This is a genomic window from Halosolutus sp. YCN4 (assembly GCF_059736495.1).
In genome coordinates this window covers 171,901-198,529 of record NZ_JCASSM010000002.1, presented here as the reverse complement: position 1 = coordinate 198,529, position 26,629 = coordinate 171,901, and the positions used below count along the sequence as shown (strand labels likewise).

Genomic DNA, 26,629 nt, shown 5'->3' with positions numbered 1-26,629 from the left:
GAATGGATTTCGTCGCACCGATCGGCGGCCCCCTGACGACGCTCCCGGTGGCAGAGACGATCGCCGCGCTCGACCACTCACCGGTACTCCAGGGCGTCGTGAGCGACGCGCTCGGCGAGGACTGGGCGTTCGTCGCCGAGAACGCCGACTACCTGCTTGCAGGGACGGTCATCACGATCGTCCTGACGATCACCAGTCTCCTGCTCGGCTTCGTCGCGGGCTTTCCGGCGGGGGCGATCGAGGTGTATGGCGACGGCTATCTCCGCTCGATCGTCCGCAAGGCCGGCGTCGTGTTGCGCGGCACGCCGATCCTCGTCATCATCATCTTCACCTACTACGTGCTGCCGATCGAGATCGTCCTCGAACCGACGGGCGCGGTCCTCGAGGGGATCGACTGGGTGCTCGGGCCGACGCCGTTTACCGTCCCGACGGCCGTTCCCGAGGCGTTCATGGCCGCGACGATCGCGCTCGGCTTTCGGAGCGCCGCCTACCAGTCCCAGATCTTCCGGGGGGCACTCCAGAGCGTCGACGAGGGTCAGATGGAAGCCGCACGATCGATCGGGATGAGTCGCCTCGAGTCGATCCGCAACGTGATGGTCCCGCAGGCGCTGCGCCGGAGCGTCCCCGGGTTCCAGAACGAGTTCACGATCGTGCTGAAGGACACGTCGATCGCGTTCGCGATCGGGCTGGGGGAACTGCTCAAGCGCAGTTACGACCTGTTCACCGAGCAGACCACCGCAATTCTGGAGATTATCCTCTTCATCAGCCTGATCTACTTCGTGTTGACCTTCAGTACCAACCGCACCCTCGATTACGTGAGTAACCACTTCGAAATTCCAGGTGAGTCGTCGTGACAGAATCTCGAACGGACGGCGCGAGCGGACGTACAGCACAGGATCGAACCGAATCCAGCGGGCGCGAGTCGATCGCGGGCGAACCGCTGTTACGGATCGACGACCTCCGGAAGTCCTACGGCGACGAGGAGGTGCTTCGGGGGATCTCCCTCGAGATCGATCGCGGCGACGTCGAGGTGCTCGTCGGCCCCAGCGGGAGCGGCAAGTCGACGCTGCTGCGGTGTCTCAACCGACTGACGGAAATCGACAGCGGACACATCTACCTCGGCGACACCGAGGTGACGAGCCCGGAGACCGATCCGAACGAGATCCGCCAGCAGATCGGGATGGTGTTCCAGGACATCAACCTGTTCGCTCACCTGACAGCGCGGAAGAACGTTACCCTCGGGCTCCGCAAGGTCCGCGGCATGAGCAAGGAGGAGGCCCGAGAGCGCGCCGACGCCGAACTGGCCCGCGTCGGCCTCGCCGACCAGGCCGAGTCCTACCCGGCACAGCTGTCGGGCGGGCAGAAACAGCGCGTCGGGATCGCCCGCGCGCTCGCGATGGATCCCGAGGTCATGCTGTTCGACGAGCCGACGAGCGCGCTCGATCCGGAACTGAGCAACGAGGTGCTGGCCGTGATGGACGAACTCGTCGCCGAGGGGATGACGATGGTCGTCGTCACCCACGAGATGCGGTTCGCCCGCGGCGCGGCGAGCGGCATCACGTTCCTCGACGAGGGCCGGATCGTCGAACGCGGCCCGCCGGCGCAACTGTTCGACGATCCCGAACACGAGCGAACCGCCCGATTCTTCGAGAGCATTCGCCATGACTGAGCGGACGGAGGGCGCCGAATCGATCGGCGAGACGCGATCGATCGGGACGCGTCTGCCGGGGCGGTCCTGGGACGTCCAGGGACTGCTCGCGCTCGTCGCGGGCGTCGCCTTCTGGGGCTGGCTCGTCACGCGCTGGCTCTACGACTGGACGCTCGGTCGGTGGGGCATCGGTCCCGGTGGGGGGGAGAACTTCCTCTCGCCGGTCCCGTTCGAACGCGCGGCCGAGACGTTCGCGAACACCAGGGCAGTGGTCGGACCGGTCGGCGTCTCGACCGAGTGGCTCGCGAGCGCGTTCGACGGGATCGCCCTCGCGATCGAGATCGCCCCCGCGCTGGCGACCGGCGCCTGGTATACGATCGTCCTGACGGCGGCAAGCGTCGTCCTCGGGTTCTGTATCGCGGTCCCGGTCGCCGTGCTTCGGGTGTACGGCGGCCCGTTCCGCTGGCTCGCGATCGCGTACACCGAACTGATCCGGGGGACGCCGCTTTTGGCCCAGCTGTTCGTCCTCTACTACACGCCCTATCTGGCGGTCCCGCTCAACGACGTCGACGTTGTCGGTCGGGGCTTCGTTCCCGCGTACGCGTTCTGGATCGCCATCGTCGGCTTCACGATCAACGGCTCGGCCTACCAGGCCGAGTACATCCGCGGCGCCCTAGAGAGCGTCGACGAGGGACAGCTGACCGCGGCTCGCGCGATCGGGCTCTCGAAATTCGACGGGATCCGGTACGTCGTCCTCCCGCAGACGCTGCGGTACGCGATCCCGGCGTGGACGAACGAACTCGTCTACCTGATCAAGTACTCCTCGCTGGCGGGGTTCATCACGGTCCCGGAACTCTACTACCGCGCCAGCCGCATCGCGTCCTCGAACCTCGAGTACACGACGATTTTCGGCCTGCTCGCGCTGGTCTACCTGGGACTGGTGCTGACGGCGACGAACCTGATGGACCGCGTCGAACGCCGCGTCGCGGTCCCCGGTCTGGGCCGGGTTGACGGCCGCCAGCAAGGGACCGCCGAGGAGGCGGCGAGCGAGGCCCGGTAGCGATCGGCCGCGCCGTCAGTTCGTCGTCGATTTTGACTGCTCCTCCGGCTCCGGTTCGGGCGGCGGTTCGGCGCCCTCGATCGCTTCGGCGGCGTCCGTGTCCTTTTCGACCTCGACGTGCCACCGATCGATCTCCTCGTCGAGTTCGGCGAGTCGATCGGAGACGTCCTCTTTCAGGGCGTCGTCGTTGACGTTGACCTCGAAGACGAACTGCTCGTCGCCGTTGCCGCCGCGGGTCGACTGCTGGATGTTGGCGCTGACGAGTTCGTTGTCGAAGTAGTACGGCGCGAGCTGGGTCATCACGTTCTGGTAGACCGTGTCCTCGACCCGGCGGATCGCCTTGCGGCTGGCGGAGTCGGCCGCCCGCGCGACGTAGTTGACCGACTCCTTCCAGGTGCCGACCGCGGCTTCCGGATCGTCATCCTCGAGCCGTTCGTACGACTCCGACAGCTTCTCGCCGGCGGTCTTGATGTCCTCGTCGGGCTTTTTCCCGGCTTTCTCGCCTTTCCCTTCTTCGACGCTCGCCTGGTCGGCGGTCTTCTCGCTGACGTCCGAATCGAGGGTCTCGTGGGCGCGCGGTCGCCACTCCTCCCACTCCTCGAAGGCGGGTGAGAAGTCGGTGCCGTTTGTCCGGTCGGGGTCGTGGACCCCGGCGTCCCGGAGCGCCTGCGTGATGCGTTCGCCGTGCTCGACGACGTCGCCCCAGTCACCGCGAACTTTGAATCCCGAGATGCTCTCTTCCATTCGGTTGGGCGGGTGGTAGGAGATGGATCGGCATAAACTTCGTTGCTACCCCTGCAACGTGCGGTCAGTATTGCTGTCCCGTCATCTCCGATCGGCCCGTCGGCTGGCCGCTCATTCCCCGGCCGTGCCGTCCCTGCTCGGGCAGTCCCTGCATTCCCTCGCCGCCCATCTGGGCGCCCCGTCCGACCTGCCGGAGGACGGTCTCGCACGACGTCATCGTTCGCTCGATCGTCGCGATCGTCTCGGCGACGTGTGGATGGTGCTGGTACCGGCGGAGTTCCGGCAGGCCTTCGCTCGCGACGTCGATGAACATGTCCGCGACGTCGGGGCCGAACATCGAGTCGCGGGCGATCAGCATCTCGTTGAGGGCGGCGATCTCGGCGAGGTCCTGGCAGATTCGGGCGCAGGTCCCGAGTTCCGGCCGACCGGATGCACACTCCGTGGCACACCAGGCGGCGACGTGTGAGAGGTCGCTGAAATCCTCGAGAACGATGCGCAGCTCGTCGGTCATGTGGTCCTCGAACGATCGATCCCGACTCCCGGTCTCTCGGCGCCCCATCTGCTCGGTCAGTTGCTGTGCGCCGGTCCGCTGTCTTCCCGTCCGCCGCTCGCTCGTCCGCTCGGACCGTCGTTGGCCTTCCATCTGCTGCCCGCCCGTGTGGTGACTGCTCCCGCCCATCGCATCGGCTATGTGCGGGCTGGCCGACCGCTGTTCCTCTCGCCGGTGTTGACCCTGTTGCTGGTACCGTTCCTGCCGTGGCCGGTGCTGGTCCTGTGTCATAGCGTCACCTGTCCGCTACCGTGACGGTCGATCGATCGCCGAGTAAAGCGACCACACTGTTACGACCGCTCTCGTCCCCTAATCAGGCCTTTCGAGGGACGGCCCGGGCCGCGCCGTCAGGTGATCGGACCGCACCGAGCGGGTAACCTCGCGTTGAGCGCGATCGGTGCGGGGGAATCCGCGGTCCGGCCCATAACGGGGATCGCGACCCCGATCGTTCTGTCAGCACGGTATCGCCGTTCGCGTCGGACCGATACCATGAACTACCCGGCGAATCCGTATTCGAGTATGACGATCGAAGATCGGGACAACGCCTATCTCGTCACGCACGCACTGGCGAAAGATACGCTCTCGCGGCTCCGAGACGTCGAAACCGAGCAGGTCAGCTTCCGGAAAGGACTGGTCAAACTCGGGCGGATCTGCGGCTACGAGATCATCGACGGCCGGATGGAGACCGAGTACGTCGAGATCGAGACGCCCCTGGAAGCGACGATGGGCGAGCGCGTCCGCGGGCTGGACGACGTGGTCATCATCAACGTCCTGCGCGCCGCGACGCCGTTCGTCGAGGGGCTGTTGAAGGCGTTCCCGCGCGCCAGGCAGGGCGTCATCAGCGCGAGTCGCAACGAGGAGGCCGGGCGCGACGAGGACGGGTCGTTCCCGATCACGGTCGACTACGTGAAACTGCCCGAGATCCACGAGGAGGATACGGTGATCGTCGCGGATCCGATGCTCGCGACGGGGAGTACGATGTGTACCGTGCTCGACCACGTCGTCGAGAGCGCCGCGGCCGAACCGGAGAACCTGATCGTGCTCTCGGCCGTCTCGGCCCCAGAGGGACTGCTCCGGGTCGGCGATGCCGTCCCACAGGCCGACCTCCTGACGGTCTCGATCGACGATCACCTCGACGACGACGGCTTCATCGTGCCCGGCCTGGGCGACGCCGGCGATCGGGCGTTCCGGACGACCTGAGCGCGCGTTCGCGACTCTCGGCCGATCGGGTAGGTGGATCGCTTACGTCCCGTCCTCGCCCCGGTCCGCGTCGTCGTCACCGCTCGAGAGGCCGGCGTTCCGATCGCGTTCGAGGGCGGGCGGCGCGTCGTGGTGGTCGGAGTAGCCGTCGAACCACCGGGCGATGCGTTCGATGCGATCGACGACGTGGCCCGGTTCGCCGGACCGCGAGAGTTCGTGACCCTCGCGGGGGTAGCGCACCATGCGGGTCTCGACGCCGTGTTTCTGCAGCCCGAGGTAGAACAGTTCGGCGGTGTTCGCCGGCGTCCGGTAGTCCCGATCCGAGTGGACGACGAGCGTCGGGGTGTCGACCTCGGGGACGTGTGCGACGGGCGAGCGCTCCCAGAGGAACTGGGGCTCGTCCCACGGTGTCGTGCCGAAATCCCCCTCGACGAGCTTGAACGCGTCCGTCGAGCCGTAAAAGCCCGTGAGATCGTAGACGCCGCGCTGGGCGACGGCCGCCCGGAACCGATCGGTCTGCGTGACCGCCCACGCGGTCATGAAGCCGCCGAAGCTCCCGCCGGTGACGAACTGCTCGTCGGCGTCGACGTAGTCCCGTTCGCAGACGGCGTCGGCGCCCGCGAGGACGTCCGAGAGCGTCACCGCGCCCCAGTCGCGTTCGATCGCCATCGCGTGGTCCTCGCCGTAGCCCGTCGAGCCGCGCGGATTGCACCAAAAGACGACGTAGCCCCGCGCGGCGAGGGTCTGGAACTCGTGCCACATCGTCCCCGCGGTCGTCCACTGGGCGTGTGGCCCGCCGTGGATCTCGACGACGAGCGGGTACGTCTCGTCGGGATCGAACTCGGGCGGTCTGAGGAGCCAGCCCTGGATCTCCGTCCCGTCGTTCTCGAACCGTACCTCCTCCGGCTGGGCGACCGCCCGATCGGTGAGGTAGTCGTCGTTGACGCGGCTCAGCCGGGTCGCCTCGTTGCCCCCGCGGGTCGTCACGAAGACGTCGCCGGGGTGGTCCCACTCGCTCTGGACGTACGCGATCGCGTTCCGGCCGACCGAGAAGTCCGCGACGGTGACGCCGTCGCCGTATACGGTCGTCGGGTCGGCGCTCGCGTCGCCGGGAACCGAGTGGACCACCGTCGATCCCTCGTCCGGCGTGCTGAAGTACAGCAGTTCCTCGTCGGGCCCCCACTCGAAGCTGCCCTTGTAGCCGAACGTCCTGTCCAGCGGTTCGGTGGGTATCACTTCCTCGCCGCGCTCGCGGTCGTAGACGGCGATCTCGGTCCCGCGGAGGGTGAACTTCTCTTCGGGGGTGTACAGGTAGGCCACGCGGCCGTCCGCGGTCGCGTCGATCGATCCGGGGCCCAGCATCCCCGTCGTCTGCGTGACCGGTTCGGCCGTCCCGCTCTCTATGTCGTGCGCGTACAGCTCGTACGTGATCGAGTCGTCGGGTCGATCGCCGGTCTTACTCGCGTAGTAGACGGTCTCGCCGTCCCCCCAGGCGGGCGCGACGTGGTCGGCGTCGCCGTCCGTGAGCCGCGTCACGGCGTCGGCTGCGGGATCGGTCGGGACGTCGCCGTCGAGCGCCGATTCGACGTCTATGGTGTAGACGTGACTGCGGCGGCCGTCGAAGTACTCCGCGTCGGCGCGGTAGACCATTCGATCGATCACGCGCGGATCGGGCTCCTCGCGTTCGAAGTCGGGGTCGACGGCGCGGTCGCGACCGGCCTCCCGGTCGTCGGCCGTTACCGCCTGGGTGAACAGCAGCCGGGAGCCGTCCGGACTCCACGCGAGGTCGCCGATGCCCCCGACGACGGCCGTGACTCGGCGCGCCTCGCCGCCGTCGGTGGGAAGCAAGTAGAGTTGCTGGCGATCGTTCTCCTCGCCGCGGGTGCTGGCGAAGGCGAGCCAGTCGCCGTCGGGGTGCCAGCGCGGGTGGCTGTCGACCCCCTCGCTCGCGGTGAACTGTCTGGGTTCGTCGCCGCCGATCGGGACGACGTAGACCGTGGCCTCGTCGGTGGTGTCGTCCGCTGGACGTCGTCGTACGTACGCGACCCGATCGTCGTCGGGGGAGAGTCGCGGATCCGCGACGCGGGCGATGTCGTGGTAGTCGGCTGCCTGGATTCGGTCCATGTTCCCCACTCTGTGTCGCACGACGAATTACTCTACCGTCCGGGCGCTGGAACGTGCCGGCCCGTCCGACGATCGTATCTGCCCGCCGGCGAGCGCTCTCCGCTCGTAGTAACATGTTATTGATGTTTATAATCCGTATTTTTTACACACTTGTCAGGAAATTTCCCGACACGATTGAATATCGAAGGACTATTAATAAGTTGGCCTGTATAGTGCAGGTATGGTTCGCCATATCAAGAGGCGCCAGTTCGTTGCGCTGAGTGGGGCTGCTGGACTCGCCGGTCTGGCAGGTTGTATCGGTGAGGATGCCGTCGACGAGGAAGAAGACGATAACGACACCGACGACGGGGGGTCCGGCGGGAGCGGCGAGACTCTCACGTGGCACGCCGGCGGAACCGGCGGCACGTACTACCCGCTATCGAACAACTTCAAAACGATCGTCGAGGACAACACGGAGTACAGCCTGCAGGTGCAGTCGACGGGCGCGAGCGTCGCGAACGTCGGCAGTCTCACCCAAGAGCAGGCCGACTTCGCGCTGATCCAGAACGACATCGCGTACTTCGCGGTCAACGGAACCGGCCTCGAGGACTTCGAAGGGAACGCGATGGAGAACATCCGGGGCGTCGCGACGCTGTACCCCGAGACGATTCACGTCATCACCCAGGCCGACTCGGGCATCGAGAGCGTCGAGGACCTCGAGGACGCGACGATCAACACCGGCGACCTCGGGAGCGGGACGCAGGTCAACGCCCTGCAGATCCTCGAGTCCGCGGGTATTGGAGAGGGTGACTTCAACGAACAGAACGCCGACTTCGACACGGCGGCCGACCAGATCCGCGACGGCGACGTCGACGCGGCCTTCGTCGTCGGCGGTTGGCCGGTCGGTTCCATCGAGGAACTCGCGACGACGTCGGACATTTCCCTGGTCGAAGTCTCCGGTGACGTTCGCGAGAGCGTCAAGTCCGACGCCGAGTGGTTCGCGGACGACGCTGTCCCGTCCGGCACCTACGACGGCGTCGACGAGGACGTCGAGACCGTCTCCGTCCAGGCGATGATCGCCACGCACGAGGGCGTCGACGAGGGCGTCGTCGAAGCGGTGACCGAAGCCATCTTCGAGAACACCGGCGACATCACCCAGAAGGCGGACTTCATCGACGTCGACTCGGCACAGGACGGCATGCCGATCGACCTGCACCCGGGTGCGGACGCGTACTTCAACTAACTCCCGGACCAATCCACCTTCTGGATCGTGTTCCGACCATCTCGCCGGCAGCTCGTCGTCGCCGTGTTGGCCCTTCTGGTAGCAACGGCAGCCACGGCGGCTGCGGTCGCGACCGCGTCGGCGGATCGGACCCTCGTCGTCACTGACTCCGAGTCGGGGGACCGACTGCTGGAACGGCCGATCGAGAACGGCACCGAAGTGACGCTCCGCTATACCCACAGCGTGGAGAAGACGACGGTCGAGGACGTCTACGTCGTCGACGGGACGGAGCTTCGAATGGACCGGATGATCTTCCACTCCCATGGAGCCGGGCTGCCGTCCGACGCACCGATCGAGCGGACCGACGAGGGGTTCGTCCTCCCGCTCGACGAATCGTACGACCAATTCATCGTCGCGCCGAGACCGATCCCCGGTCACGAACTCGTCGTCGGCGACGACCGCTACGATCTGGTCGCGCTCTCCGACGGGTCGGTGACCATCTCGGTGACCGAGCGGGGCCCGACCGATCGGCTCTCGGACCTGCTCTCGATCGACCATCGATCCGAGCCGATACACGCGAACTCGACTGCTATTCACTCCTGACAGCCATGAGCGTAGACACGCCCGATACGGACACACTCTCGGACGAAGAACAGGAAGAAATTCTACAGGAGGTCGAACGTCGCCGGACGCACGGCGGGCTGACGGCCGTTCTCGTCGCCCTGGTCGCGATCGCCTTCTCGGCGTTCCAGTTGTGGCTCGCCGCCCGCGGCCGGACGTTCGGGGTGACGCTCCCGATCGTCGGCGAAGTCGGTCCCTCGCTCGGGCTGCCGTTGCCGATCGTCGGGGAGATCGAACCCGTCCAGCTCCAGCAACTGCAGGTCAACGCGATCCACGTGACGTTCGCGCTGGTTCTCGCGTTCCTGCTGTTCCCGGGAACCCGGGGCGACGGGTTCGTCGCCCGCCGACTCGGCGCGATCGAACCCGCCGTCCGCCGGCGGTTCGGATCGGACAGCGCCGCGACGCGGGTCGTCGAACGGCTCGGCGACGGCGTCCGCTGGGCGTTCGTCGATCGCGAACTCGGCCGCGTCACGCCGGTCGACGCCGTCCTGATCGCCCTCTCGCTCTTGCCGCCGCTCTACATCCTGACCGAATTCAGGGCGGAAATCCAGAGCATTCCCCTCTTCGGGATCCAGGCGGCGCGACCGATCCAGGAGGTCTATCCATTCTTGGAGCCGATCGTGACGGCGCTCGCCGCGATCGGCATTCCGCTCGACGAGATATCCTACGCCTTCCTGCTCGGCGTCCTCGGCATTCTGCTGGTGCTCGAAGCGACCCGTCGAACGCTCGGGCCGCTGCTCATGTCGCTGGTCGCGTTCTTCATCGTCTACGCGCGGTGGGGCTACTTCGTTCCCCGCGATTCGGTGATCGGCGCGCTGGCGATCCAGGAGACCACCTGGGGGAGCATCGTGTTCAACCTCTGGTACACGGTCGAGGCGGGGGTCATGAGCACGCCCGTCACCGTCAGCGTCCGTTTCATTTACATCTTCATCCTCTTCGGGGCGTTCCTCGAGATGAGCGGCGCGGGGAAGTGGTTCATCGACCTCGCGTACTCGCTGACGGGGACGAAGAAGGGCGGTCCCGCCAAGGCGAGCGTCGTCTCGAGCGGCTTCATGGGGATGCTCTCGGGGTCGTCGATCGCCAACACCGTCACGACCGGCGCGTTCACGATTCCGCTGATGAAGCGCTCGGGCTACACGCCCGAGTTCTCCGGTGCGGTCGAGTCGTCGGCCTCCTCGGGCGGCCAGATGCTCCCGCCGGTGATGGGTGCCGCCGCGTTCCTGATCGTCGAGTACCTCGGGATTCCCTACGGCGACGTCATCATCGCCGCCACCCTGCCCGCGATCGCGTTCTTCTTCGGAATGTGGATCATGGTCCACTTCGAGGCTGTCCGGGGCGGCATCGGCGGCCTTCCGCGGGACCAACTTCCCGACCTTCGCGGTCGCTTCCGCGAGGGCTGGTTCTACCTTGTCCCGATCGTCCTCCTGCTGTACTACCTCATCGTCGCTCGCCTCTCGATCGGCCGGTCGGGCTGGTACACGATCGTCGCCATCATCGCGCTGATCGCGTTCGTCGCGGCCTACGACGAGCGCACCCGCGTTCCGCTGTTCGGGACGATCGGCGCCGTCTTCCTCGCCCAGATCGGGGCCTACGCGGTCGCCGGCACCGGCCTCGCGGGCGCGATCCGATCGGCGGTCGGCGCCGACGTGGCGACCGAGGCGTACTCGATCGGGGCCGCCGCGTCCGCCGCGGCCGCGGACCTCGGGACGATCGTGATCCTCGTCAGCGTCGCGTTCCTGCTGGTCCGTCCCGATTCGGACGCGTCCCTGCTCGAGTTCGACGACGACGTCGACGAGAGCGCCCAGCGGACCGCGTCGGCGATCGGCCGGCCGCAGGCGGCGGACAACACGGCATACCGGTTCCTCTCGTTCATTCTGCAGTCCATGGACTCCGGCGCGCGAACCGCGACGACGGTCGTCGTCGCCGTCGCCGCCGCCGGCGTCGTGCCGGGGGTCATCAGCGTCACCGGACTCGGACCGAACCTCGCGGCGCTCATCGACACCGTCAGCGGCGGTTCGATGCTGATCCTGCTCTCGTTGACGGGCGTCGCCTCGATCATCTTCGGGATGGGGATGCCGACGACCGCCATGTACATCATCCTGATCGCGATGCTCGAGACGCCGCTTCGTGACGCCGGTATCGCGGCCCTCGCCGCGCACCTCTTCGTGCTCTACTTCGGACTGATGGCGGACGTCACGCCGCCGGTTGCCGTCGCCGCCTTCGCCGGTGCGGGCGTCGCCAAGGCCGATGAACTCAAGACCGCGTTGATCGCGTTCCTGCTCTCGCTGAACAAGATCCTGGTGCCGTTCGCGTTCGTCTTCTCGCCGGGCATCCTCCTGCTCCGTGACGGCGAGGTCATCAATCCGGGCGACATCGCCGACGTCGGATTCTTCCTCCCGGAGGTCGTGATCCCGGTGATCGGGATGTTCCTCGGCGTCTACGCGCTGGGCGTGACGATCATCGGTTATCAGTACGCGTCCGTCTCGGGGGGCGAGCGGGTCGCGTACTCGATCGCCTCGATCCTGCTGATGGTGCCGGAGATCCCCCTGCTCGTCGTCGAGGCCGTCCTCGCGCTGGCTGGCATCCCCTCGGCCCTGACGATCACCGTGATCACGGTCCCGCTTCGCGCCGCCGGCCTGGCGATCCTCGTCGGCCTCTCCACCCGTAACCGACGCGTGGCCGACGGTGCCGACGTCGGGACGGCGGTTCCGGGAGACGCCTGACCTCGGTTGCGGCCACCCCGATATCCGTTTCTTACTCGTCACCGTCCCATCATCTGTGCCGACGCAAAACGGCGTGTCCTCGGTCGCCGATCCCGACGGACCCGACGATCCGGTCGGGTGTGTCGACTCGTTGCGGCTCTCTACGGCGGCGTGTTCATCGGTGGACTCGGGTCAGCCTGACGCTCACTCGAGGTCGACCCGGCCGCTCGTCGCGCTCCGAAGCCGATCGCGGAGGTCGTCGGCCGCCGCGACGGGGACGCGCACGTCGAAGGACACCTCGGCCTCGTAGTCGGCCTCGAACTCGTAGCCCTCGCTCTCCAGGATTCCCCGCACCGTTCCCGAGTCGTCGTACGCGACGGTGATCGAGACGCGCTCGTGCGGGCGCTCTTCGACGACGCCGGCCACCTCGACGGCCTCCTTCACGGCCCGGGAGTAGGCCCTGACGAGGCCGCCGACGCCGAGGTTCGTCCCGCCGTAGTAGCGCGTGACGACGACCGCGCAGTTCTCGATCTCCTGCTGGGTGAGCACGTTCAGCGCCGGCTTCCCGGCGGAGCCTGACGGCTCGCCCGCGTCGCTCGAGTACTCCCGGAGCATGTCGCCGTCGACCCGGACCCGGTAGGCGGGCACGTTGTGCGTGGCGTCGTCGTACTCCGTCTCGATCGCGTCGACGAACGCCTCCGCGTCCGCGACCGAGTCGACGGGACGAACGTGGCCGATGAACTCCGAGCCCTGCACGACAAACTGCGCCGTCGCCGACTTCGCGACGGTCCGGTAGGTCTCGCTCACGGTCTCCCCCCGTCGTCCCGTGGATCCTCCATGGCGGCGCTACTCCAGCCGGCGAAAAGAGCCCATCGGTCCCGCCGATCGTCCGTCGCGAGTTCTCCCGGAACCCCCGATGCTATTAGCGAGGATGTGGTGGCTGTCGGCATGGACGGGAACGCGATCGATCCGGCGTTCGCGGACGAACTCCGCAGTACCTGTCGGACGACGGTCGGCGACGAACTTCGAAGCATCACGTACTTCACCGAAGACGCGATCGAACAGCTGTATCTCCGCTCGGACCTAGAGCGGACGGCGGACCTCGTCGGCTTCGCCGATCACGAACGGCTCGGCTTTCGGTCCCAGTCGGCTTACCGCAACACGCAACTCGGCGACTACCGGGCGACGATTCGGCTATTCGAGAACGGCTACCTGACGCGGGTCATCCGCGACGAGCACGGCGTCTGGGTGACGACGGATCCGATGTCGATCGATCGGTTCGAGGAGCTGACGAGCGCGCTCGAGACCGTCCTCGTGGAGCACGACGTGGCGATCGACGCCTGAGACGACCGAAAGCGTCGATCGACTCTCGCAGTGTGCATCACCCCAGTCGTCACTGCAGTTCGATCTTGCGGACGAACTCCAGGTCCCGAAGCTGGGTGATCACCTCGCCGGGCAGGTCCTCGTCGGTGACGAGGTAGAGCCGCGGCTCGTCGGTGAACTCGGGATCCTCGCTGATCGTCTGGCGGATCGAGATGCCGTTGTCGGCGAGCGTGCCGGTGACCTGGGAGACGATCCCCTCCTGTTCCGCGTCGTCGACCGCGATCGACAGCACGGTCAGGTCGAGCACCGGCGCGAGGTCCATCAGGCTCGGCACCTGGGAGATGTTCTGGAAGATCCGCCGCAGTTCGGGGTCCTCGAGGATGGCGTCGGTCGTCGAGTCGACGACCCGCCGATCGACGTCGATCTCCCGGGCGATTCCCGTGTTCGGAATCTCGATGCCGCCGGATACCACGCGCCCGTCGTCGTTGACGGAGAAGCCCCGCTCGAGGAGCAGGCGGATGACCGCCTGCTGGCTCGGCGACCCTTCGAACTTCTCCATGATCTCGTCGAACATTCGCTGGCGGATGTACGCGGGCCGGAATATAATGTCCGGTGATCCGGACCGCGACGACACTGCCGACCGCCGGCAGGGTGTGACCGTCTGACGGAGCTTTTTAGCCTCCCCACTGATACCCCTCGTCTATGCGCGCACTCCGGAACTGTGACTTCTGTGACGCCGAGGCCGTCGGCACGTTCGAGGTCGTGCCGTCGGAACTCGATCCGACCGACGCCGAGCAACGACGCGTGGTCCTCTGTACGGACTGCTCGAACCGACTCGAGACGCTGCTGGAACCGCTTCTCGATCGGCTCGGTGCCGACGGGACCGACGCAGCCGGTTCGGGAACCGCCGTCGCGACCGCCGACGGATCGACCGCGACCCGCGGGCGCTCGAGCAGTCCGAACGCGACCGTGTCGGACGCGGTCGACGCCGATACCGAGGGCAGCGATCGGTCCACCAGGGCGACCGCCGACGCCGCCGCGGTGGCGGACCCCGACGAGCGCCGATCGATCGAGGGAATCACCGTCGAACACGACGCGACCGGCGAGCCGGACTCCGAGACGAGCGAGACGTCGGCGAGCGAGTCCGGGGCCGACGCCATTCGCCCCGAAACGAACGACGAGACACCGTCGGCTACCGCCGCGGAACTGGATCACGAGGAGACGAGTCCCGACACCAGCGACGACCCGGACGGGACGGCTCCCGACTCCGCCGCGGGCGAATCGGAGGGGACCAGTGTCGAGACACCGGGTGAGGACGGCGCCGAGACGGGTGCCGATCGGGACGGGGACTCCGGCGCGCCGGCGACGGCCTCGACGCGGAACCAGGCCCCGAAGGCCTACGCCAAGGTCGTTCGCCTGCTTCGCAACCGCGAGTTCCCGATGGAACGCGACGCCGTCGAGTCGCTCGCCGCCGGCGCGTACGACCTCGAGAACCACGAGGTGGAGGCGATACTCGATCGGGCGATCGAGAACGGGGAGTTCGCGGAGGACGGGCGACTCCTCCGGCGTGCCTGATCCTCAGAGGGCGCCTTTCGTACTCGGCGTCCCCTCCCGGCGCTCGTCGATCCGCGTCGCGTCGTCGAGGGTCCGGGCCAGCGCCTTGAACAGCGCCTCGACCTCGTGGTGGGCGTTCTCGCCCTCGACCGCGAGGTGCAGGGTCAGTCCGGCGTTCATCGCGAGCGATTCGGCGAAGTGACGCGCCATGTCGCTGGTGAACTCGCCGATCCGGTCCTGCGAGAACTCCCCGTCGAAGTAATAGCGCGGACGACCGCTGACGTCGACTACCGCGCTCGCCACCGCCTCGTCGAGGGGGACCCGCCGATCGGCGTAGCGGACGATGCCCGATCGATCGCCGAGCGCCTCGTCGAACGCCTCCCCGATGACGATGGCGCAGTCCTCGACGGTGTGGTGGTCGTCGATCTCGAGGTCGCCGTCGCAGTCGAGTTCGAGGTCGAACAGGCCGTGTTTGGCCAGTGACGTCAGCATGTGATCGAAGAAGCCGATTCCCGTCTCGACCGTCGCCTCGCCGCGCCCGTCGATCGTCACGGTACAGTCGATCGCCGTCTCGGCGGTCTCGCGCATCACGGTCGCCGTTCGATCGCTCATGCCGTATCGATGCGGCCGACGGTACAAGGCGATTCCGCTCGCCTCGATCGGTCGGCGTCTCGACAGCGCGTCGCTCCGTATTCTGACCTTCGTTTAGTGGTCAAATACGAATACGGCGTTAGAACGGCGGGTGAAACATCTAACTGTTTTTCAGACGGTTTCGAAACGTCGGTTTGGACCGGTTACCGGGGTGAAACGGGCCGAAACAAGAGCAATATTCGGCCCGTTATATGATGTCTGCAGTGAATGTCGTGAATACGATGAGGTGAATCGTCGACCTATGTCTAACCACTCCCCGCTCTCGAACGACTCGATCGCACCGTCGAACCCTGAGGCGGAGCGACAGCGCGAGGGACACCGCAGCCGGCTCGCCCGATCGGTCAAGGGCCCGGCCCAGTTCCTCTCGTTCTGGATCGCCATCGCCCTCCCGTTCGTCCACGTGCCCTTGCTCGCGCAGGGGCTCGACACCGCCGCCGCCACGCTGACGTTCCTCGCCCTCCTCGTGCTCAACGTGATGGCCCTCTACGTCGGCCACGGCTACAACGAGGGGCGGTGAGCGGCAGCGGGTCGCGATCGCACGCTCCCACCGTCCGGCGTGCCCTCCCACGGCGTTTCGGCCGTGTTTCCCTCACCACCTTCCACTGGGTTTCGTCGTTTCGATCCGTTTCACGTTGCCCGAATCCGAACTAATTATTTCGGCGCACCGCCAGTAATTCGCAGTAGATGGAGATCCGAGTCGACTGGCGATCGAGTTGTAGTCTCACCGGGACGGTCCTGAAGTGGCTCTCCGTCCCGCTCGCGGCCCCGCTCGTGCTCGCCGTCGTCGACGGCGACGATCCGCTGCCGTTCCTCGTCGCGATCGCCGTCGCAGTCGTCCTCGGTGTCGCCCTCGAACGGCTCCGCGAGGAGCGGACGCTAGAACAGCGGGAAGCGTTCCTGATGGTCGCGCTGACCTGGTTCGGCGTCGCCGCCGTCGGCTCGATCCCCTTCTTCGTCGCGGGCCTCGCCGCGCCGTCCGCGTCCGCGTTCGCCGGCCCGGTCGACGGCCCCGTCAACGCCTTCTTCGAGGGGATGAGCGGGATCACGACGACGGGTGCGACCGTGATGAGCGGCTGGGACTTCGAGAACCAGTCGCGGGCCGTCCTGCTCTGGCGACAGCTCCTCCAGTGGCTCGGCGGGCTCGGGATCCTGATCGTCGCGATCGGGCTCCTCTCGAACCTGCTCGTCGCCGGTGCCCAGCTGATGGAGACGGAGACCCAGACGCGAAACGTCCGGAAGCTCCACCCGCACCTCGACGAGACGGCACGACTCATCTGGGGGCTGTACGTCGGGCTGACGGCACTGGCGGCGGGAACGTTCTACGCGTTGCACCTGCTCGGGCTGGCGCCCAACATGGATCTCTTCAACGCCGTCTCCCACGCGCTGACGAGCGTCTCGACCGCCGGGTTCTCGCCGGAGCCCGACAGCGTCGGCGCGTTCACGCCGATCGTTCAGTGGGCGATCATCCCGTTCATGATCGTCGGTGCGACGAACTTCGTCCTGCTGTACTACGTGACCCAGGGCGACTGGACGCGCCCGGTCGCGTCCGAGGAGTTCCGGTTCTACGTTGGCATCCTCGCAGTCCTGGGGGCGATCGTGTCGGCCATGGTCTGGCTGGACCCGGAAACGGGTTCGGCGCTCGAACCGACGATCCGCCACGGGCTGTTCAACGTGGTCTCGATGGTGACGACGACGGGCTACGCCTCGACCGACTTCGACCTCTGGTCGCCGGGCGCGAAGCACATGCTCTTTCTCGGGATGTTCCTCGGCGGGATGGCCGGGTCGACGACCTGCTCGATCAAGTCGCTTCGCTGGCTGGTGACGATCAAGGCCTTCCGTCGAAATCTCTTCACCTCGATCCACCCGGAGGCGGTCCGGCCGCTGCGGCTCGGCGACGAGGTCGTCGACGAGGAGACGATCCGTGACGTCTACGCGTACGTCCTTCTGGCGCTCGTGATCTTCTTCCTCCTGACGGTGTTCGTCGTCGTCGACTCGGCGCGGGTCGGCGACGGCGTCGGCGAGTTCGAGGCGATGGGGGCCTCCGCGTCGATCTTTCTCAACATCGGCCCGGCGTTCGAGCGCGCGGGGCCGTTCGAAAACTACGCCGGGTTCCCGACCACGACCCGGTCCGCGATGATCGTCATGATGTGGGTCGGGCGCATCGAGATCATTCCGGTGCTCGTCCTGTTTACGGCCGCGTTCTGGCGATCGTAGCCGCGCTCACGCTTCGGTCGCGGCCTGTGCCTCGGCGAGCGTGAACCGTCCCTCGTACAGCGCGCTGCCGACGACCACGGCGGCCGCGCCGGCGTCCGCGAGCGCCAGCACGTCGTCGATCGTCGCGACGCCGCCGCTCGCGATCACCGGGATCTCAGTCGCTTCGACCAGGTCCCGGACGGGATCAGTCGCGACGCCCTCGAGCTGGCCCTCGACGTTGACGTTCGTAAAGAGGATCGCAGCCGCGCCCAGATCCGCGTACCGCTCGGCGGCTTCGTCGGGCGAGACGCCGGCCCCCTCGGTCCAGCCCTCGACGACCACCTCGCCGTCTTTGGCGTCGAGACCGACGACTACGCTGTCTGGGTGCGTGTCGCTGATCTCCGCGACGATCTCGGGATTTTCGACCGCCGCCGTCCCGAGGATGACCCGATCGACGCCCCGATCGAGCAGGCCGATCGCCTCGTCGGCGGTCCGGATCCCGCCCCCGAGCTGTGTCGGAACGTCGACCGCGTCGATCACGGCGTCGATCGCGTCGGCGTTGGCCCGTTCGCCCTCGAACGCGCCGTCCAGGTCGACGAGGTGTAGCGTCTCGGCCCCGGCGTCGATCCACCGCCGGGCGGCCTCGACGGGGTCGCCGTAGGTCTTCTCCGTGCCGCGCTCGCCCTGGACGAGCTGGACGACCTCCCCGTCCTGGACGTCGACCGCCGGAATCACTTCGAACTCCGCCGCAGTGTCGTCGGCGTTCATATCCGACCTCGCGGTACGAACGCGAGTAAAGGCGACGATTTCACGACCGTCATCGGTCGTACACTGTCCGCTATCCGTTCGGAATTATTACGTGACCGGTCGGCGTTGCTCGTCGTATGTCCGTTGCGGCCGGCGTGACCCTCGCTCAGGAGCCAGCGGCACAGCCGGCACTGACGACGGACGTTCTCGTCGTGTTCGGCGTCGTCGTGCTCGCGCTCGTCCTCTTTCTCACCGAGCGACTGCCGATCGACGTGACCGCCCTCTTGCTGATCGTCCTGCTGGTCGTCCTGGAGCCGTGGACGGGGATCGATCCGAACACCGGCATCTCCGGGTTCGCGAACGAGGCGACGATCACCGTGCTCGCGATGCTCATCCTGAGCGGCGGGATCAGCCGGACGGGGCTGGTGCAGGAACTGGGCCGGCGGATGGCCGCCTTCGCCGGCACGAGCCTCCGCAAGCAGCTGTTCGCGACCGTCCTCGCGACGAGTCCCGTCTCGGGCTTTCTGAACAACACGCCCGTCGTCGCCCTGCTGGTTCCCGTCGTCACCGACGTCGCCAATCGGGGGAACACCTCGCCGTCGAAACTGCTCATCCCGCTGTCCTACGCCTCCCAGGTCGGCGGGATGCTCACGCTGATCGGCACCTCGACGAACATCCTCGCCAGCGACATCAGCGCCCGTCTCGGAGCGGACTACCCCGAACTCCACCGGTTCTCGATGTTCGAGTTCACGGGGCTGGGTGTGATCGTCGTCCTCGTCGGGGGGCTCTACCTCGTCTTCGTCAGCCACTACCTCCTGCCGGAACGCGTGCCGCCGCGGGCCGACTACGTCGCGGAGTACGCGGTCGGCGACTACATCGCGGACGTGGCCGTCGTCCCCGGGTCGCCCCTCGCCGGCGGGACGATCCGCGAGGCGACCGCCGTGCTGGGGCCGGAGGTCGACGTCGTGCAGGTCGTCCACGACGAGGGTCGATCGGTCGCCCCGCGACAGGCGACCCGTCTCAGCGAGGGCGACGTGCTCGTGGTCCGGACGGACCGGGACGCCATCGCTACCCTCGAGGACGTCGAGGCGATCGAACTCGTCGGCGATCCGCAGTCGGCGGCGGAGATTTCGACGCCCGACTCGGAGGGGATCCTCACGGAACTGGTGGTCTCGCTCGACTCGCGACTCGTCGGCGAACGACTGGACCCCGAACGCTTCCGCGAGGAGTTCAACGCCGCAGTGCTCGGACTTCGCCACCGCGGGACCGTCGTCGGCGAGCGCCTCGTCGGCCGGCGACTCGCCGTCGGCGACACGCTCCTCGTACAGGCCCCGCCCGACACGCTCGATCGCCTCTCGCGGCGCGACGACGTGATCGTCGCCCGCGAACCGCCCCGACCCGAGTACCGGGCCGACAAGGCCCCGATCGCCGTCGCCATCATGATCGGCGTCGTCGCGATCGCCGCCCTCGAGATCTATCCGATCCTGCTCACCGCGCTCGCGGGCGTGGTCGCGATGGTCGTCACCGGCGTCCTCGAACCGAACGAACTGTACGACGCCGTCGAGTGGGACATCATCTTCCTGCTGGCGGGCGTCATTCCGCTGGGAATCGCCCTGGAGGGAACGGGCGCGGCCGCGTACCTCGCGTTCCTGGTCGTCCAGACCGCCGGCTTCCTGCCGACGCTCGTCGTCCTCTGGCTGTTTTACATCGTGACCGGGTTGATCACGGAGGTGATCAGCAACAACGCCAGCGTCGTCCTCCTGATTCCGGTGGCGGCGGCCGCGGCCGCCGGGATCGGGTCGAACCCGTTCGCGTTCGTGATGGCGGTCACGTTCGCCGCGAGCACGGCCTTCCTGGGGCCGATCGGCTACCAGACGAACCTGTTCGTCTACGGTCCCGGCGGCTACCGCTTTACCGACTACTTCCGGGTCGGCGCACCGTTGCAGTTGATCCTCTCGGTCGTCACCGTGGTCGGCATCGCTCTCATCTGGGGGGTCTGAACGGCGTTCGCACGAGCGAGTCGGTCCGCCCGTTGCGACGTCACGCTCGCCTGACGGGAGATCGGCCGGATCACTGGAACGTCCAAAGTGTCAAATAGTGAAAAACGTATCACGAACGGGAGAGTTCACCGCGGGAAAACAGTGACTGCAGCGTCCCAAACTGATTTCACACGGTACGGTGAACTGATACTACGTTATGAGTGCGGGTATCGATCGAGTCCGAAACGGATCCGCGATCGTACTGGAGGGGCGCCCCGAGCGATGAATCCGCGTCGCGTCGATGCGCTCATCGATTTCGGCTACGGCGTCATGATTTTCGTCTCGGTCATCCTGATCGTCTCGGTCGGAACGCTGGTCGGGTTAGCGTTCGGGCTGGGCGTGCTGGTGTCTTACGGGTTACACGTCGCTTGGAAAATGGCTCGATTCGATCCGGAGTGGATGACGCAGGCCGTCGAGGAGACGGTCGAACAGACCGTCGAGCAGACGGTCGGCGACCAGGTCGAAGAGGCGGTGGGCGAACAGGTCGATGCGGTCCGGGAACAGATCGATACGGTCGATCAGCGGATCGATCGCCGGCCGCGCGAGGACGAGATCGAGCAACTGCTCGAGGAAACGGTGACAGATGAGACAGAAGATACGTCCGACGGTTGAAATCGGCGGCGTTCGACGGTTGTCGTTCGACCCGCGATCGACCGGGCGAAGACGCTCGGCTCTCGATCGGTGTCCCGCGGGCTACCGAACGGCACCGGCTCGAAGGCTCCGGACAGTGCGACGCGCCCCTCGCGATACTGCCGGGCAGAAGTCGACGAAGAGAATTCGCCGGGCGAGAGCGGCGAATCCTCACGATCGTTCTGCTCGACAGTACGAACACCCGCATACATCTCGTCTCCACGCATGACTTCGACGCTGCTCCTCGTCGGGATCCTCGTCGCTATCTTCGTCGGGTACAACATCGGCGGCGCGACGACCGGCCCCGCATTCGGGCCGGCCGTCGGAGCCGACGCAATCTCGAAGACCCTGGCCGGTGCGTTGATGACGGTCTTTTTCTTCGTCGGCGCGTGGACGATCGGTCGGCGGGTCGTCGACACGCTCGGACGGGAACTCGTGTACGATCCCGCCGTCTTCACGCTCGAGGCGAGCGTCGGCGTCCTCTTTTTCATCGGCGTCGCGCTGTTCATCGGGAACTACGCGGGCGTCCCTGCCTCGACGTCGATGACGGCCGTCGGGTCGATCGCGGGCCTCGGGTTCGCAGCCGGCGAACTCAACCTGGCAGTGATGGGCGAAATCGCGATCTGGTGGATCGTCTCCCCGTTCATCGGCTTCTGGGTCTCGCTGGTGATCGGTCGCTACTTCTACGCCTCGCTCAATCGGCGGATCGCGATGGAGCGAAGCGAGGGGCCGCTCTTCGAGATCGATCGCTCCGGGATCGTTCCGGTGCCGTCCCTGAGCGACACTACGAACGTGCGCGAAGCCGGCGGCGTGGTGATGGTGATCGTCATCGGCTGTCTGATGGCCTACAGCTCCGGTACCTCGAACATCGCCAACGCGGTTGCCCCGCTGGTCGGCAGCGGCGAACTCGAGATGAACCCGGCTATCGTCATCGGCTGTTTCGCGGTCGGCATCGGGACGTTCACCATCGCCCGCCGGACCCTCGAGACGATGGGCAACGAACTCACGGAACTCCCGCTGACGGCGGCGATCATCACTGCGACGGTCAGCGCCTCGCTGGTCATCTTCCTCTCCGCGATCGGCATCCCGGCGAGTTTCGTCATCATCGCGACGATGTGTATCATCGGCCTCGGCTGGGGACGGGCGACGCGGCCGATCACGGTTTCGGAAGCGGTCCGCGGCGAGGAGTCTCCCCCCGTTTCGGTCGGCGCGCTGACCGCCGACGAGGAGGGCGAGGAACTGCCGCCGATCGGCGAAGAGGAACCCGAGCGGATCCCCAGCGCGGCCGACCTTTTCGATCCGGCGACGACGGCCCGCGTCGTCCTCATGCAGAACGTCGTCCCGGTCGTCGCGACGGCCGGCGCGTACCTGACGTTCCGGTTCGTACCGATCTTCGGGCTCTGACGGACTGCTGTAAGTCGTGGCTGGCGACACCGGTGTCGAACTCGGAATCCGGTTCGCGCCATCGTCGGTCGCGCCGTCGACTACGAGACGGTCGTGATCGCCGGCCACGGCGGGAGCGTCGCCCACCGGATCTTCGTCGGTGACGTCGCGGAGAAGGTATTCCGGCGGGCCGCGGTGCCGGTCGTCGTCCGGTGATCCCGGAGTCGCGGCCCGCCGCGATCTTGATCGTCGCGTCTCGAGACGACTCGAGAGCGAACGCAAACGGTGGATCCGTTCGTGAAGCGCCCGTCGCTCGATCGCCGACCGCAGTGTGCAGTTTCAGGAACCGGACAGGTAAGCGATACGGCGAGGTGTAATACGGGGTTGCGGACCGCCGTCGTCGAAAGCGGCGGTCGAATCGGAAACGCGATCATACAAACTATACAACATGTATGGGTTTCAGTACTTATTTTACAAACACCGCTATACTATCCGCCGATGGTCGAAACGGTGTTGATGGTCGGAGTTGTCGCCTCGATTTTCGTCGGCTTCAATATCGGCGGTTCGTCGACCGGGATCACGTGGGGGCCCTCCGTCGGCGCCGGGATCGTCACGAAAACGACCGCCGCGGCAGTCATGACGTTTTTCGTCTTCTTCGGCGGCTGGACTGTCGGCCGGAACGTGATGGAGACGCTCAGTGAAGGGATCACTACGATCGAACTCACGCTGCCGGCCGGCGTCGCCGTCCTCTTTTTCATCGGGCTGGGAATGCTCGTCGCCAACATCTTTGGCGTCCCCGTTCCGACGTCGATGACGACAGTCGGCGCGATCGCCGGACTGGGACTGGCGACCGACACGCTCAACTACGCAACGATCGCGGAGATAATCTCCTGGTGGATCGTGACGCCGATCATCGGGCTCTGGATCGGCGTGCTAATCGGCCGCTACATCTATCCGTGGGTCAATCGGCGGGTGAACATCGAGAAGTCGGACGGGCCGTTGCTTCGATTCGAGCGTCGCGGCGCGATTCCGACGCCGGTGTTCGGCCCGAACACGACCTGGCAAGAACTCGTCACGACGGTCGCCGTGCTCGTCATCGGCTGTTACATGGCGTTCAGCGCCGGCGCGAGCAACGTCCCGAACGCCGCCGCACCGCTGGTCGGTACCGTCGCCGGGCTGGAAGCGAACACCGCGATCGTCGTTGCCACCCTCGCAATCGGCCTCGGCGGCTTCACCATCGCTCGGCGGACGATGGAGTCAGTCGGCGGCGAACTGAGCGACATCCCGTTGCTCGCGGCGCTTTTCGTCATGGTAACCGCGTCCACGATCACGACGCTCCTCTCCTGGGCCGGCATCCCGATCAGCCTCGTGATGGCGACGGTGATGACGATCGTCGGCATCGGCTGGGGTCGGGCGACCCGTCCGGTTACGGTCCGCGAAGCGGTCACCCGCGACGCGGAGAGTACCGAGATCACACTGGGCGCCATCGTCGCTGAAGACAAGGTCGGCCAGACGGCACCCAAGATCGGCGAACCGGAGTCCGAGGAGGTGCTCCATGGTGACAACCTCTTCAACCCTCGAGCGATCGTCAAGTACGTCTCGATGTGGATCATCGGCCCCTCGATGTCGACGATCCTGGCCTACGGGTTCTTCACGATCCTGCCGGGAGTCGCCTGACTGTGGATTTACGTCACCGGCCGACATATCCCGTCGTATGATCTCCCGTATTCTCGTCCCGATGGACGATTCCGACTACGCCGAGCACGCCCTCGAGTACGCACTCGAGAACTACCCCGACGCCGACGTGACCGTCCTGCACGTCGTCGGCGTTCCGTCGATGATGATGGGCGACGCGGTGGGGCTCTCGCTCGAAGACGACCTCGAGGACGCGGCCGCCGAACGCGCCGAACCCGTCTTCGAACGCGCCCGGCAGGTCGCGGCAGAACGGGACCGCGAGATCGACACGGTCGTCGGGATCGGCCATCCGGCCCGGAACGTCATCGATCGTGCCGAGAACTACGACGCGATCGTCCTCGGTAGCCACGGTTCGGACTGGGACCGCGCGACGCGCCAGTTTCTCGTCGGTAACGTCGCGGAGACGGTGTCCAAACGTGCACCGGTGCCAGTGACGATCGTTCGATAAAAACGACCGCGCGATCCGCTACGTTTCCGAGTCGTCTTCGACCGACCCCTCGATGATTTCCTCGACCTCCTCCTCCCGAGGACGCCGATCGACTCGTTCGTCGACGGCTTCGACCTGTGCCTGGACCTCTTCGACCTGTTTCTCGACCGTTTCACCGACCGTCTCTTCCACGGTGTCGCCGACCGTCTCCTTGACCTGTGCTTGAACCTCTTCGACCTGTTGCTCGACCGTTTCCTCGACCTGTTCCTGAACGTCTTCGACCTGTTTCTCGACGGTCTCGCCGACCGTTTCCTCGACGGCCTGCGTCATCCAGTCGGGATCGAACCGGGCCATCTTCCAGACGACGTGGACGACGTACGACGCGAACACGCCGATCCCGAACGAGAGACCGATGCTCGTATCCAGCCTCGCGATAAGGACGACCGAGAGCGCGATCAACGCACCGTAAGCGAGGTCGACGGCCGCGTCGACGCGGACCGGGTTCAACATCGTCGATCGTCACCCGACTGTTTCGGGCGGGTGGACCCTCGGCGAACCTCGACGCGTTCGGTTCGATCTGCTCGTCGGGTCGACTCGGTTCGCCGTCCTCCCGTCTGCCGCACCAGTTCCCGGTCGAAGTACATGCTATCGGTACGTATGGTCCACCCAGTTGAAATCCTTTGGCAACGAATCCGAGTACAGCGGCGACGAAACCGGGATTCGACGGCTCCCGGACGCCGACCCTCGAGACAGTGACTCGAAACGGGTCGACGCGTCGGCCGGACCGTCGAACGCGACGCCGTTCACGCTCGATGAGGTGGCCGATCGCAAACAGGCGTGCTTTTGAGGTTGGATCTCGTGACTCTCGAACGTGACGGAAGTACTGTTGCTCGTGGGGCTTCTCGTTGCGGTTTTCGTCGGCTACAACATCGGCGGTGCGACGACGGGGCCGGCGTTCGGCCCCGCCGTCGGCGCGAACGTGATCACGAAACTCATGGCAGCGGCGCTGATGTCCGTGTTCTTCTTCGTCGGCGCGATCACGATCGGCCCGAACGTCGTCACGACGCTCGGGGACGAACTCGTGCACACGACCGACGTCTTCACCATGCGATCGAACGTCGCCGTCCTCTTTTTTATCGGCGGCGCGCTGTTCGTCGGCAACTACGCGGGCGTCCCTGCCTCGACGTCGATGACCGCGGTCGGCGCGATCGCCGCGCTCGGCCTCGCGACCGGCGAACTCAACTGGGCGGTGATGGGCGAGATCGTCGTCTGGTGGATCGTCGCCCCGATCATCGGCTTCTGGGTGGCCGGCGTCGTCGGCCGGTACTTCTACCCGCAGATCAACGCGTGGGTCGCCATCGAGGCGAATCAGGAGGGCCGCGAGATGATCACCGTCGATCGATCGGGGACGGTTCCCCGACTCCGATTCGGGGTCGGCGCGGATCGGCGGGAGATCACCGGGGCGTTCGTCGTCGTCGCGATCGGCTGTCTGATGGCGTTCTCCTCGGGTACGAGCAACATCGCGAACGCGATCGCCCCGATCTACGGCACCGGGGACGTCGACATGATCCCGCTCATCCTGCTCGGGTCGGCGGCCGTCGCGGTGGGCTGTTTCACGATCGCCCGCCGGACGCTCGACACACTCGGCAACGACATCACCAACCTCCCGCTGACGGCGGCCATCGTCGTCGCCGTCATCGCATCGACGATCGTCATCCTCCTCTCGGCGATCGGGGTCCCCGCGAGTTTCGTCGTGGTCGCGACGATGTGTATCATCGGTCTCGGCTGGGGCAGGGCCACGCGGACGACGACGCTCTCCGACGCCCGGCGGGGCGAGGAGACCCGCGTCTCCGTCGGCGCGCTCACCGCGGAAGAGGAGGGTGAGACGCCGCCCAAAATCGGCGAAGAGGAACCCGAGGACATCCCCCAGGCGTCTGACCTGTTCGATCCGTCGACGACGGCGCGGGTCATCATCATGCAGAACGTCGTGCCGATCATCGCGACGGTCGGCGCGTTTCTCACGTTCCGGTTCGTCCCCATCTTCGGGTTCTGAACCCGGATCGATTTCGGAACGTCCGCGACCGTCCGCCGATTTCCGACGGCTAACGCGGTATTCGCCCCGATTCTCTCCGCCGGG

Annotated in this window: 27 protein-coding genes; 19 read left to right on the top strand and 8 right to left on the bottom strand. The window is 66.4% G+C overall.

Going from position 1 to position 26,629, the window contains the following annotated elements:
* The first annotated feature begins 2 nt into the window (after nucleotides 1-2).
* The 3 genes from AC6I6X_RS07175 to AC6I6X_RS07165 are packed head-to-tail and all read left to right on the top strand — an operon-like array spanning nucleotide 3 to nucleotide 2,708.
* Nucleotides 3-854 carry an amino acid ABC transporter permease gene (locus AC6I6X_RS07175; protein WP_497929838.1) on the top strand — a complete coding sequence of 284 codons (852 nt, stop codon included), beginning with the start codon at nucleotides 3-5 and terminating at the stop codon, nucleotides 852-854.
* Nucleotides 851-1,669: an amino acid ABC transporter ATP-binding protein gene (locus tag AC6I6X_RS07170; RefSeq protein WP_497929837.1), complete on the top strand. Its 819-nt coding sequence runs from the start codon at nucleotides 851-853 to the stop codon at nucleotides 1,667-1,669. Before AC6I6X_RS07175 ends, AC6I6X_RS07170 begins: the two co-directional genes overlap by 4 nt.
* Entirely contained in the window at nucleotides 1,662-2,708 is a 1,047-nt protein-coding gene (locus AC6I6X_RS07165) for an amino acid ABC transporter permease (RefSeq protein WP_497929836.1), read from the top strand. The genes AC6I6X_RS07170 and AC6I6X_RS07165 overlap by 8 nt, the downstream gene beginning before the upstream one ends.
* Before the next feature lie 15 nt (nucleotides 2,709-2,723).
* On the opposite strand, the gene AC6I6X_RS07160 is transcribed toward AC6I6X_RS07165, so the two are convergent.
* Both AC6I6X_RS07160 and AC6I6X_RS07155 read right to left on the bottom strand, forming a co-directional pair.
* Nucleotides 2,724-3,452 (bottom strand): DUF5828 family protein, encoded by a 729-nt coding sequence (locus AC6I6X_RS07160; protein ID WP_497929835.1) that lies wholly within the window; start codon nucleotides 3,450-3,452, stop codon nucleotides 2,724-2,726.
* A 64-nt stretch (nucleotides 3,453-3,516) separates the two neighbouring features.
* Nucleotides 3,517-4,233, bottom strand: a complete 717-nt coding sequence (locus tag AC6I6X_RS07155; RefSeq protein ID WP_497929834.1) for a four-helix bundle copper-binding protein — start codon at nucleotides 4,231-4,233, stop codon at nucleotides 3,517-3,519.
* A 288-nt stretch (nucleotides 4,234-4,521) separates the two neighbouring features.
* Between AC6I6X_RS07155 and upp the strand changes: the two genes are divergently transcribed.
* On the top strand, nucleotides 4,522-5,202 hold the full coding sequence (upp, locus tag AC6I6X_RS07150) for a uracil phosphoribosyltransferase (RefSeq protein ID WP_497929833.1): 681 nt from the start codon (nucleotides 4,522-4,524) through the stop codon (nucleotides 5,200-5,202).
* Nucleotides 5,203-5,244: 42 nt separating this feature from the next.
* Here upp and AC6I6X_RS07145 read toward each other — a convergent pair whose 3' ends face one another.
* Nucleotides 5,245-7,326: a S9 family peptidase gene (locus AC6I6X_RS07145; RefSeq protein ID WP_497929832.1), complete on the bottom strand. Its 2,082-nt coding sequence runs from the start codon at nucleotides 7,324-7,326 to the stop codon at nucleotides 5,245-5,247.
* Nucleotides 7,327-7,546: 220 nt separating this feature from the next.
* Between AC6I6X_RS07145 and AC6I6X_RS07140 the strand changes: the two genes are divergently transcribed.
* The 3 genes from AC6I6X_RS07140 to AC6I6X_RS07130 are packed head-to-tail and all read left to right on the top strand — an operon-like array spanning nucleotide 7,547 to nucleotide 11,871.
* Nucleotides 7,547-8,548 (top strand): TAXI family TRAP transporter solute-binding subunit, encoded by a 1,002-nt coding sequence (locus tag AC6I6X_RS07140; protein ID WP_497929831.1) that lies wholly within the window; start codon nucleotides 7,547-7,549, stop codon nucleotides 8,546-8,548.
* Nucleotides 8,549-8,575: 27 nt separating this feature from the next.
* Nucleotides 8,576-9,130: a DUF1850 domain-containing protein gene (locus AC6I6X_RS07135; protein ID WP_497929830.1), complete on the top strand. Its 555-nt coding sequence runs from the start codon at nucleotides 8,576-8,578 to the stop codon at nucleotides 9,128-9,130.
* A 5-nt stretch (nucleotides 9,131-9,135) separates the two neighbouring features.
* The gene (locus tag AC6I6X_RS07130) at nucleotides 9,136-11,871 is read left to right on the top strand and encodes a TRAP transporter permease (RefSeq protein WP_497929829.1); all 2,736 of its coding nucleotides are present in this window, start codon (nucleotides 9,136-9,138) and stop codon (nucleotides 11,869-11,871) included.
* A gap of 183 nt (nucleotides 11,872-12,054) precedes the next feature.
* Here the strand turns inward: AC6I6X_RS07130 and AC6I6X_RS07125 are convergent, their stop codons facing one another.
* Nucleotides 12,055-12,657: an IMPACT family protein gene (locus AC6I6X_RS07125; protein WP_497929828.1), complete on the bottom strand. Its 603-nt coding sequence runs from the start codon at nucleotides 12,655-12,657 to the stop codon at nucleotides 12,055-12,057.
* 141 nt (nucleotides 12,658-12,798) lie between these two features.
* On the opposite strand from AC6I6X_RS07125, the gene AC6I6X_RS07120 reads away from it, so the two are divergent.
* On the top strand, nucleotides 12,799-13,194 hold the full coding sequence (locus AC6I6X_RS07120; RefSeq protein ID WP_497929827.1) for a DUF7522 family protein: 396 nt from the start codon (nucleotides 12,799-12,801) through the stop codon (nucleotides 13,192-13,194).
* Between the two features lie 49 nt (nucleotides 13,195-13,243).
* Here the strand turns inward: AC6I6X_RS07120 and trpY are convergent, their stop codons facing one another.
* Entirely contained in the window at nucleotides 13,244-13,747 is a 504-nt protein-coding gene (gene trpY / locus AC6I6X_RS07115) for a TrpY family transcription regulator (protein ID WP_250138884.1), read from the bottom strand.
* A 128-nt stretch (nucleotides 13,748-13,875) separates the two neighbouring features.
* Here trpY and AC6I6X_RS07110 point away from each other — a divergent pair, with 128 nt between their 5' ends.
* Nucleotides 13,876-14,748, top strand: a complete 873-nt coding sequence (locus tag AC6I6X_RS07110) for a DUF8528 domain-containing protein (protein ID WP_497929826.1) — start codon at nucleotides 13,876-13,878, stop codon at nucleotides 14,746-14,748.
* Between the two features lie 3 nt (nucleotides 14,749-14,751).
* Here AC6I6X_RS07110 and hisB read toward each other — a convergent pair whose 3' ends face one another.
* Complete coding sequence (hisB, locus tag AC6I6X_RS07105; RefSeq protein WP_497929825.1) at nucleotides 14,752-15,339, bottom strand: imidazoleglycerol-phosphate dehydratase HisB; 588 nt, start codon at nucleotides 15,337-15,339, stop codon at nucleotides 14,752-14,754.
* 280 nt (nucleotides 15,340-15,619) lie between these two features.
* On the opposite strand from hisB, the gene AC6I6X_RS07100 reads away from it, so the two are divergent.
* The gene (locus AC6I6X_RS07100) at nucleotides 15,620-15,895 is read left to right on the top strand and encodes a DUF8028 family protein (RefSeq protein ID WP_497929824.1); all 276 of its coding nucleotides are present in this window, start codon (nucleotides 15,620-15,622) and stop codon (nucleotides 15,893-15,895) included.
* A 167-nt stretch (nucleotides 15,896-16,062) separates the two neighbouring features.
* Nucleotides 16,063-17,592 (top strand): TrkH family potassium uptake protein, encoded by a 1,530-nt coding sequence (locus AC6I6X_RS07095; protein WP_497929823.1) that lies wholly within the window; start codon nucleotides 16,063-16,065, stop codon nucleotides 17,590-17,592.
* A 6-nt stretch (nucleotides 17,593-17,598) separates the two neighbouring features.
* Here AC6I6X_RS07095 and hisA read toward each other — a convergent pair whose 3' ends face one another.
* Nucleotides 17,599-18,339, bottom strand: a complete 741-nt coding sequence (gene hisA, locus AC6I6X_RS07090; protein ID WP_497929822.1) for a 1-(5-phosphoribosyl)-5-[(5-phosphoribosylamino)methylideneamino]imidazole-4-carboxamide isomerase — start codon at nucleotides 18,337-18,339, stop codon at nucleotides 17,599-17,601.
* A gap of 116 nt (nucleotides 18,340-18,455) precedes the next feature.
* Here hisA and AC6I6X_RS07085 point away from each other — a divergent pair, with 116 nt between their 5' ends.
* From AC6I6X_RS07085 to AC6I6X_RS07060, 6 genes are all read left to right on the top strand, one after another.
* On the top strand, nucleotides 18,456-20,318 hold the full coding sequence (locus AC6I6X_RS07085) for an SLC13 family permease (RefSeq protein ID WP_497929821.1): 1,863 nt from the start codon (nucleotides 18,456-18,458) through the stop codon (nucleotides 20,316-20,318).
* 261 nt (nucleotides 20,319-20,579) lie between these two features.
* Nucleotides 20,580-20,969 carry a hypothetical protein gene (locus tag AC6I6X_RS07080; protein WP_497929820.1) on the top strand — a complete coding sequence of 130 codons (390 nt, stop codon included), beginning with the start codon at nucleotides 20,580-20,582 and terminating at the stop codon, nucleotides 20,967-20,969.
* A 243-nt stretch (nucleotides 20,970-21,212) separates the two neighbouring features.
* Nucleotides 21,213-22,391, top strand: a complete 1,179-nt coding sequence (locus AC6I6X_RS07075) for an inorganic phosphate transporter (protein WP_497929818.1) — start codon at nucleotides 21,213-21,215, stop codon at nucleotides 22,389-22,391.
* 93 nt (nucleotides 22,392-22,484) lie between these two features.
* The gene (locus tag AC6I6X_RS07070) at nucleotides 22,485-22,586 is read left to right on the top strand and encodes a hypothetical protein (RefSeq protein ID WP_497929817.1); all 102 of its coding nucleotides are present in this window, start codon (nucleotides 22,485-22,487) and stop codon (nucleotides 22,584-22,586) included.
* A gap of 282 nt (nucleotides 22,587-22,868) precedes the next feature.
* Nucleotides 22,869-24,047, top strand: a complete 1,179-nt coding sequence (locus tag AC6I6X_RS07065; protein WP_497929816.1) for an inorganic phosphate transporter — start codon at nucleotides 22,869-22,871, stop codon at nucleotides 24,045-24,047.
* A 37-nt stretch (nucleotides 24,048-24,084) separates the two neighbouring features.
* The gene (locus AC6I6X_RS07060) at nucleotides 24,085-24,513 is read left to right on the top strand and encodes a universal stress protein (RefSeq protein WP_497929815.1); all 429 of its coding nucleotides are present in this window, start codon (nucleotides 24,085-24,087) and stop codon (nucleotides 24,511-24,513) included.
* A gap of 18 nt (nucleotides 24,514-24,531) precedes the next feature.
* On the opposite strand, the gene AC6I6X_RS07055 is transcribed toward AC6I6X_RS07060, so the two are convergent.
* A complete protein-coding gene (locus tag AC6I6X_RS07055; protein WP_497929814.1) occupies nucleotides 24,532-25,002 on the bottom strand; it encodes a hypothetical protein in 471 nt (156 codons plus the stop codon).
* Between the two features lie 160 nt (nucleotides 25,003-25,162).
* Here AC6I6X_RS07055 and AC6I6X_RS07050 point away from each other — a divergent pair, with 160 nt between their 5' ends.
* Nucleotides 25,163-25,339, top strand: coding sequence for a hypothetical protein (locus AC6I6X_RS07050; protein WP_497929813.1), 177 nt, complete (start codon nucleotides 25,163-25,165; stop codon nucleotides 25,337-25,339).
* A 24-nt stretch (nucleotides 25,340-25,363) separates the two neighbouring features.
* Nucleotides 25,364-26,545: an inorganic phosphate transporter gene (locus tag AC6I6X_RS07045; protein ID WP_497929812.1), complete on the top strand. Its 1,182-nt coding sequence runs from the start codon at nucleotides 25,364-25,366 to the stop codon at nucleotides 26,543-26,545.
* Nucleotides 26,546-26,629: the final 84 nt, after the last annotated feature.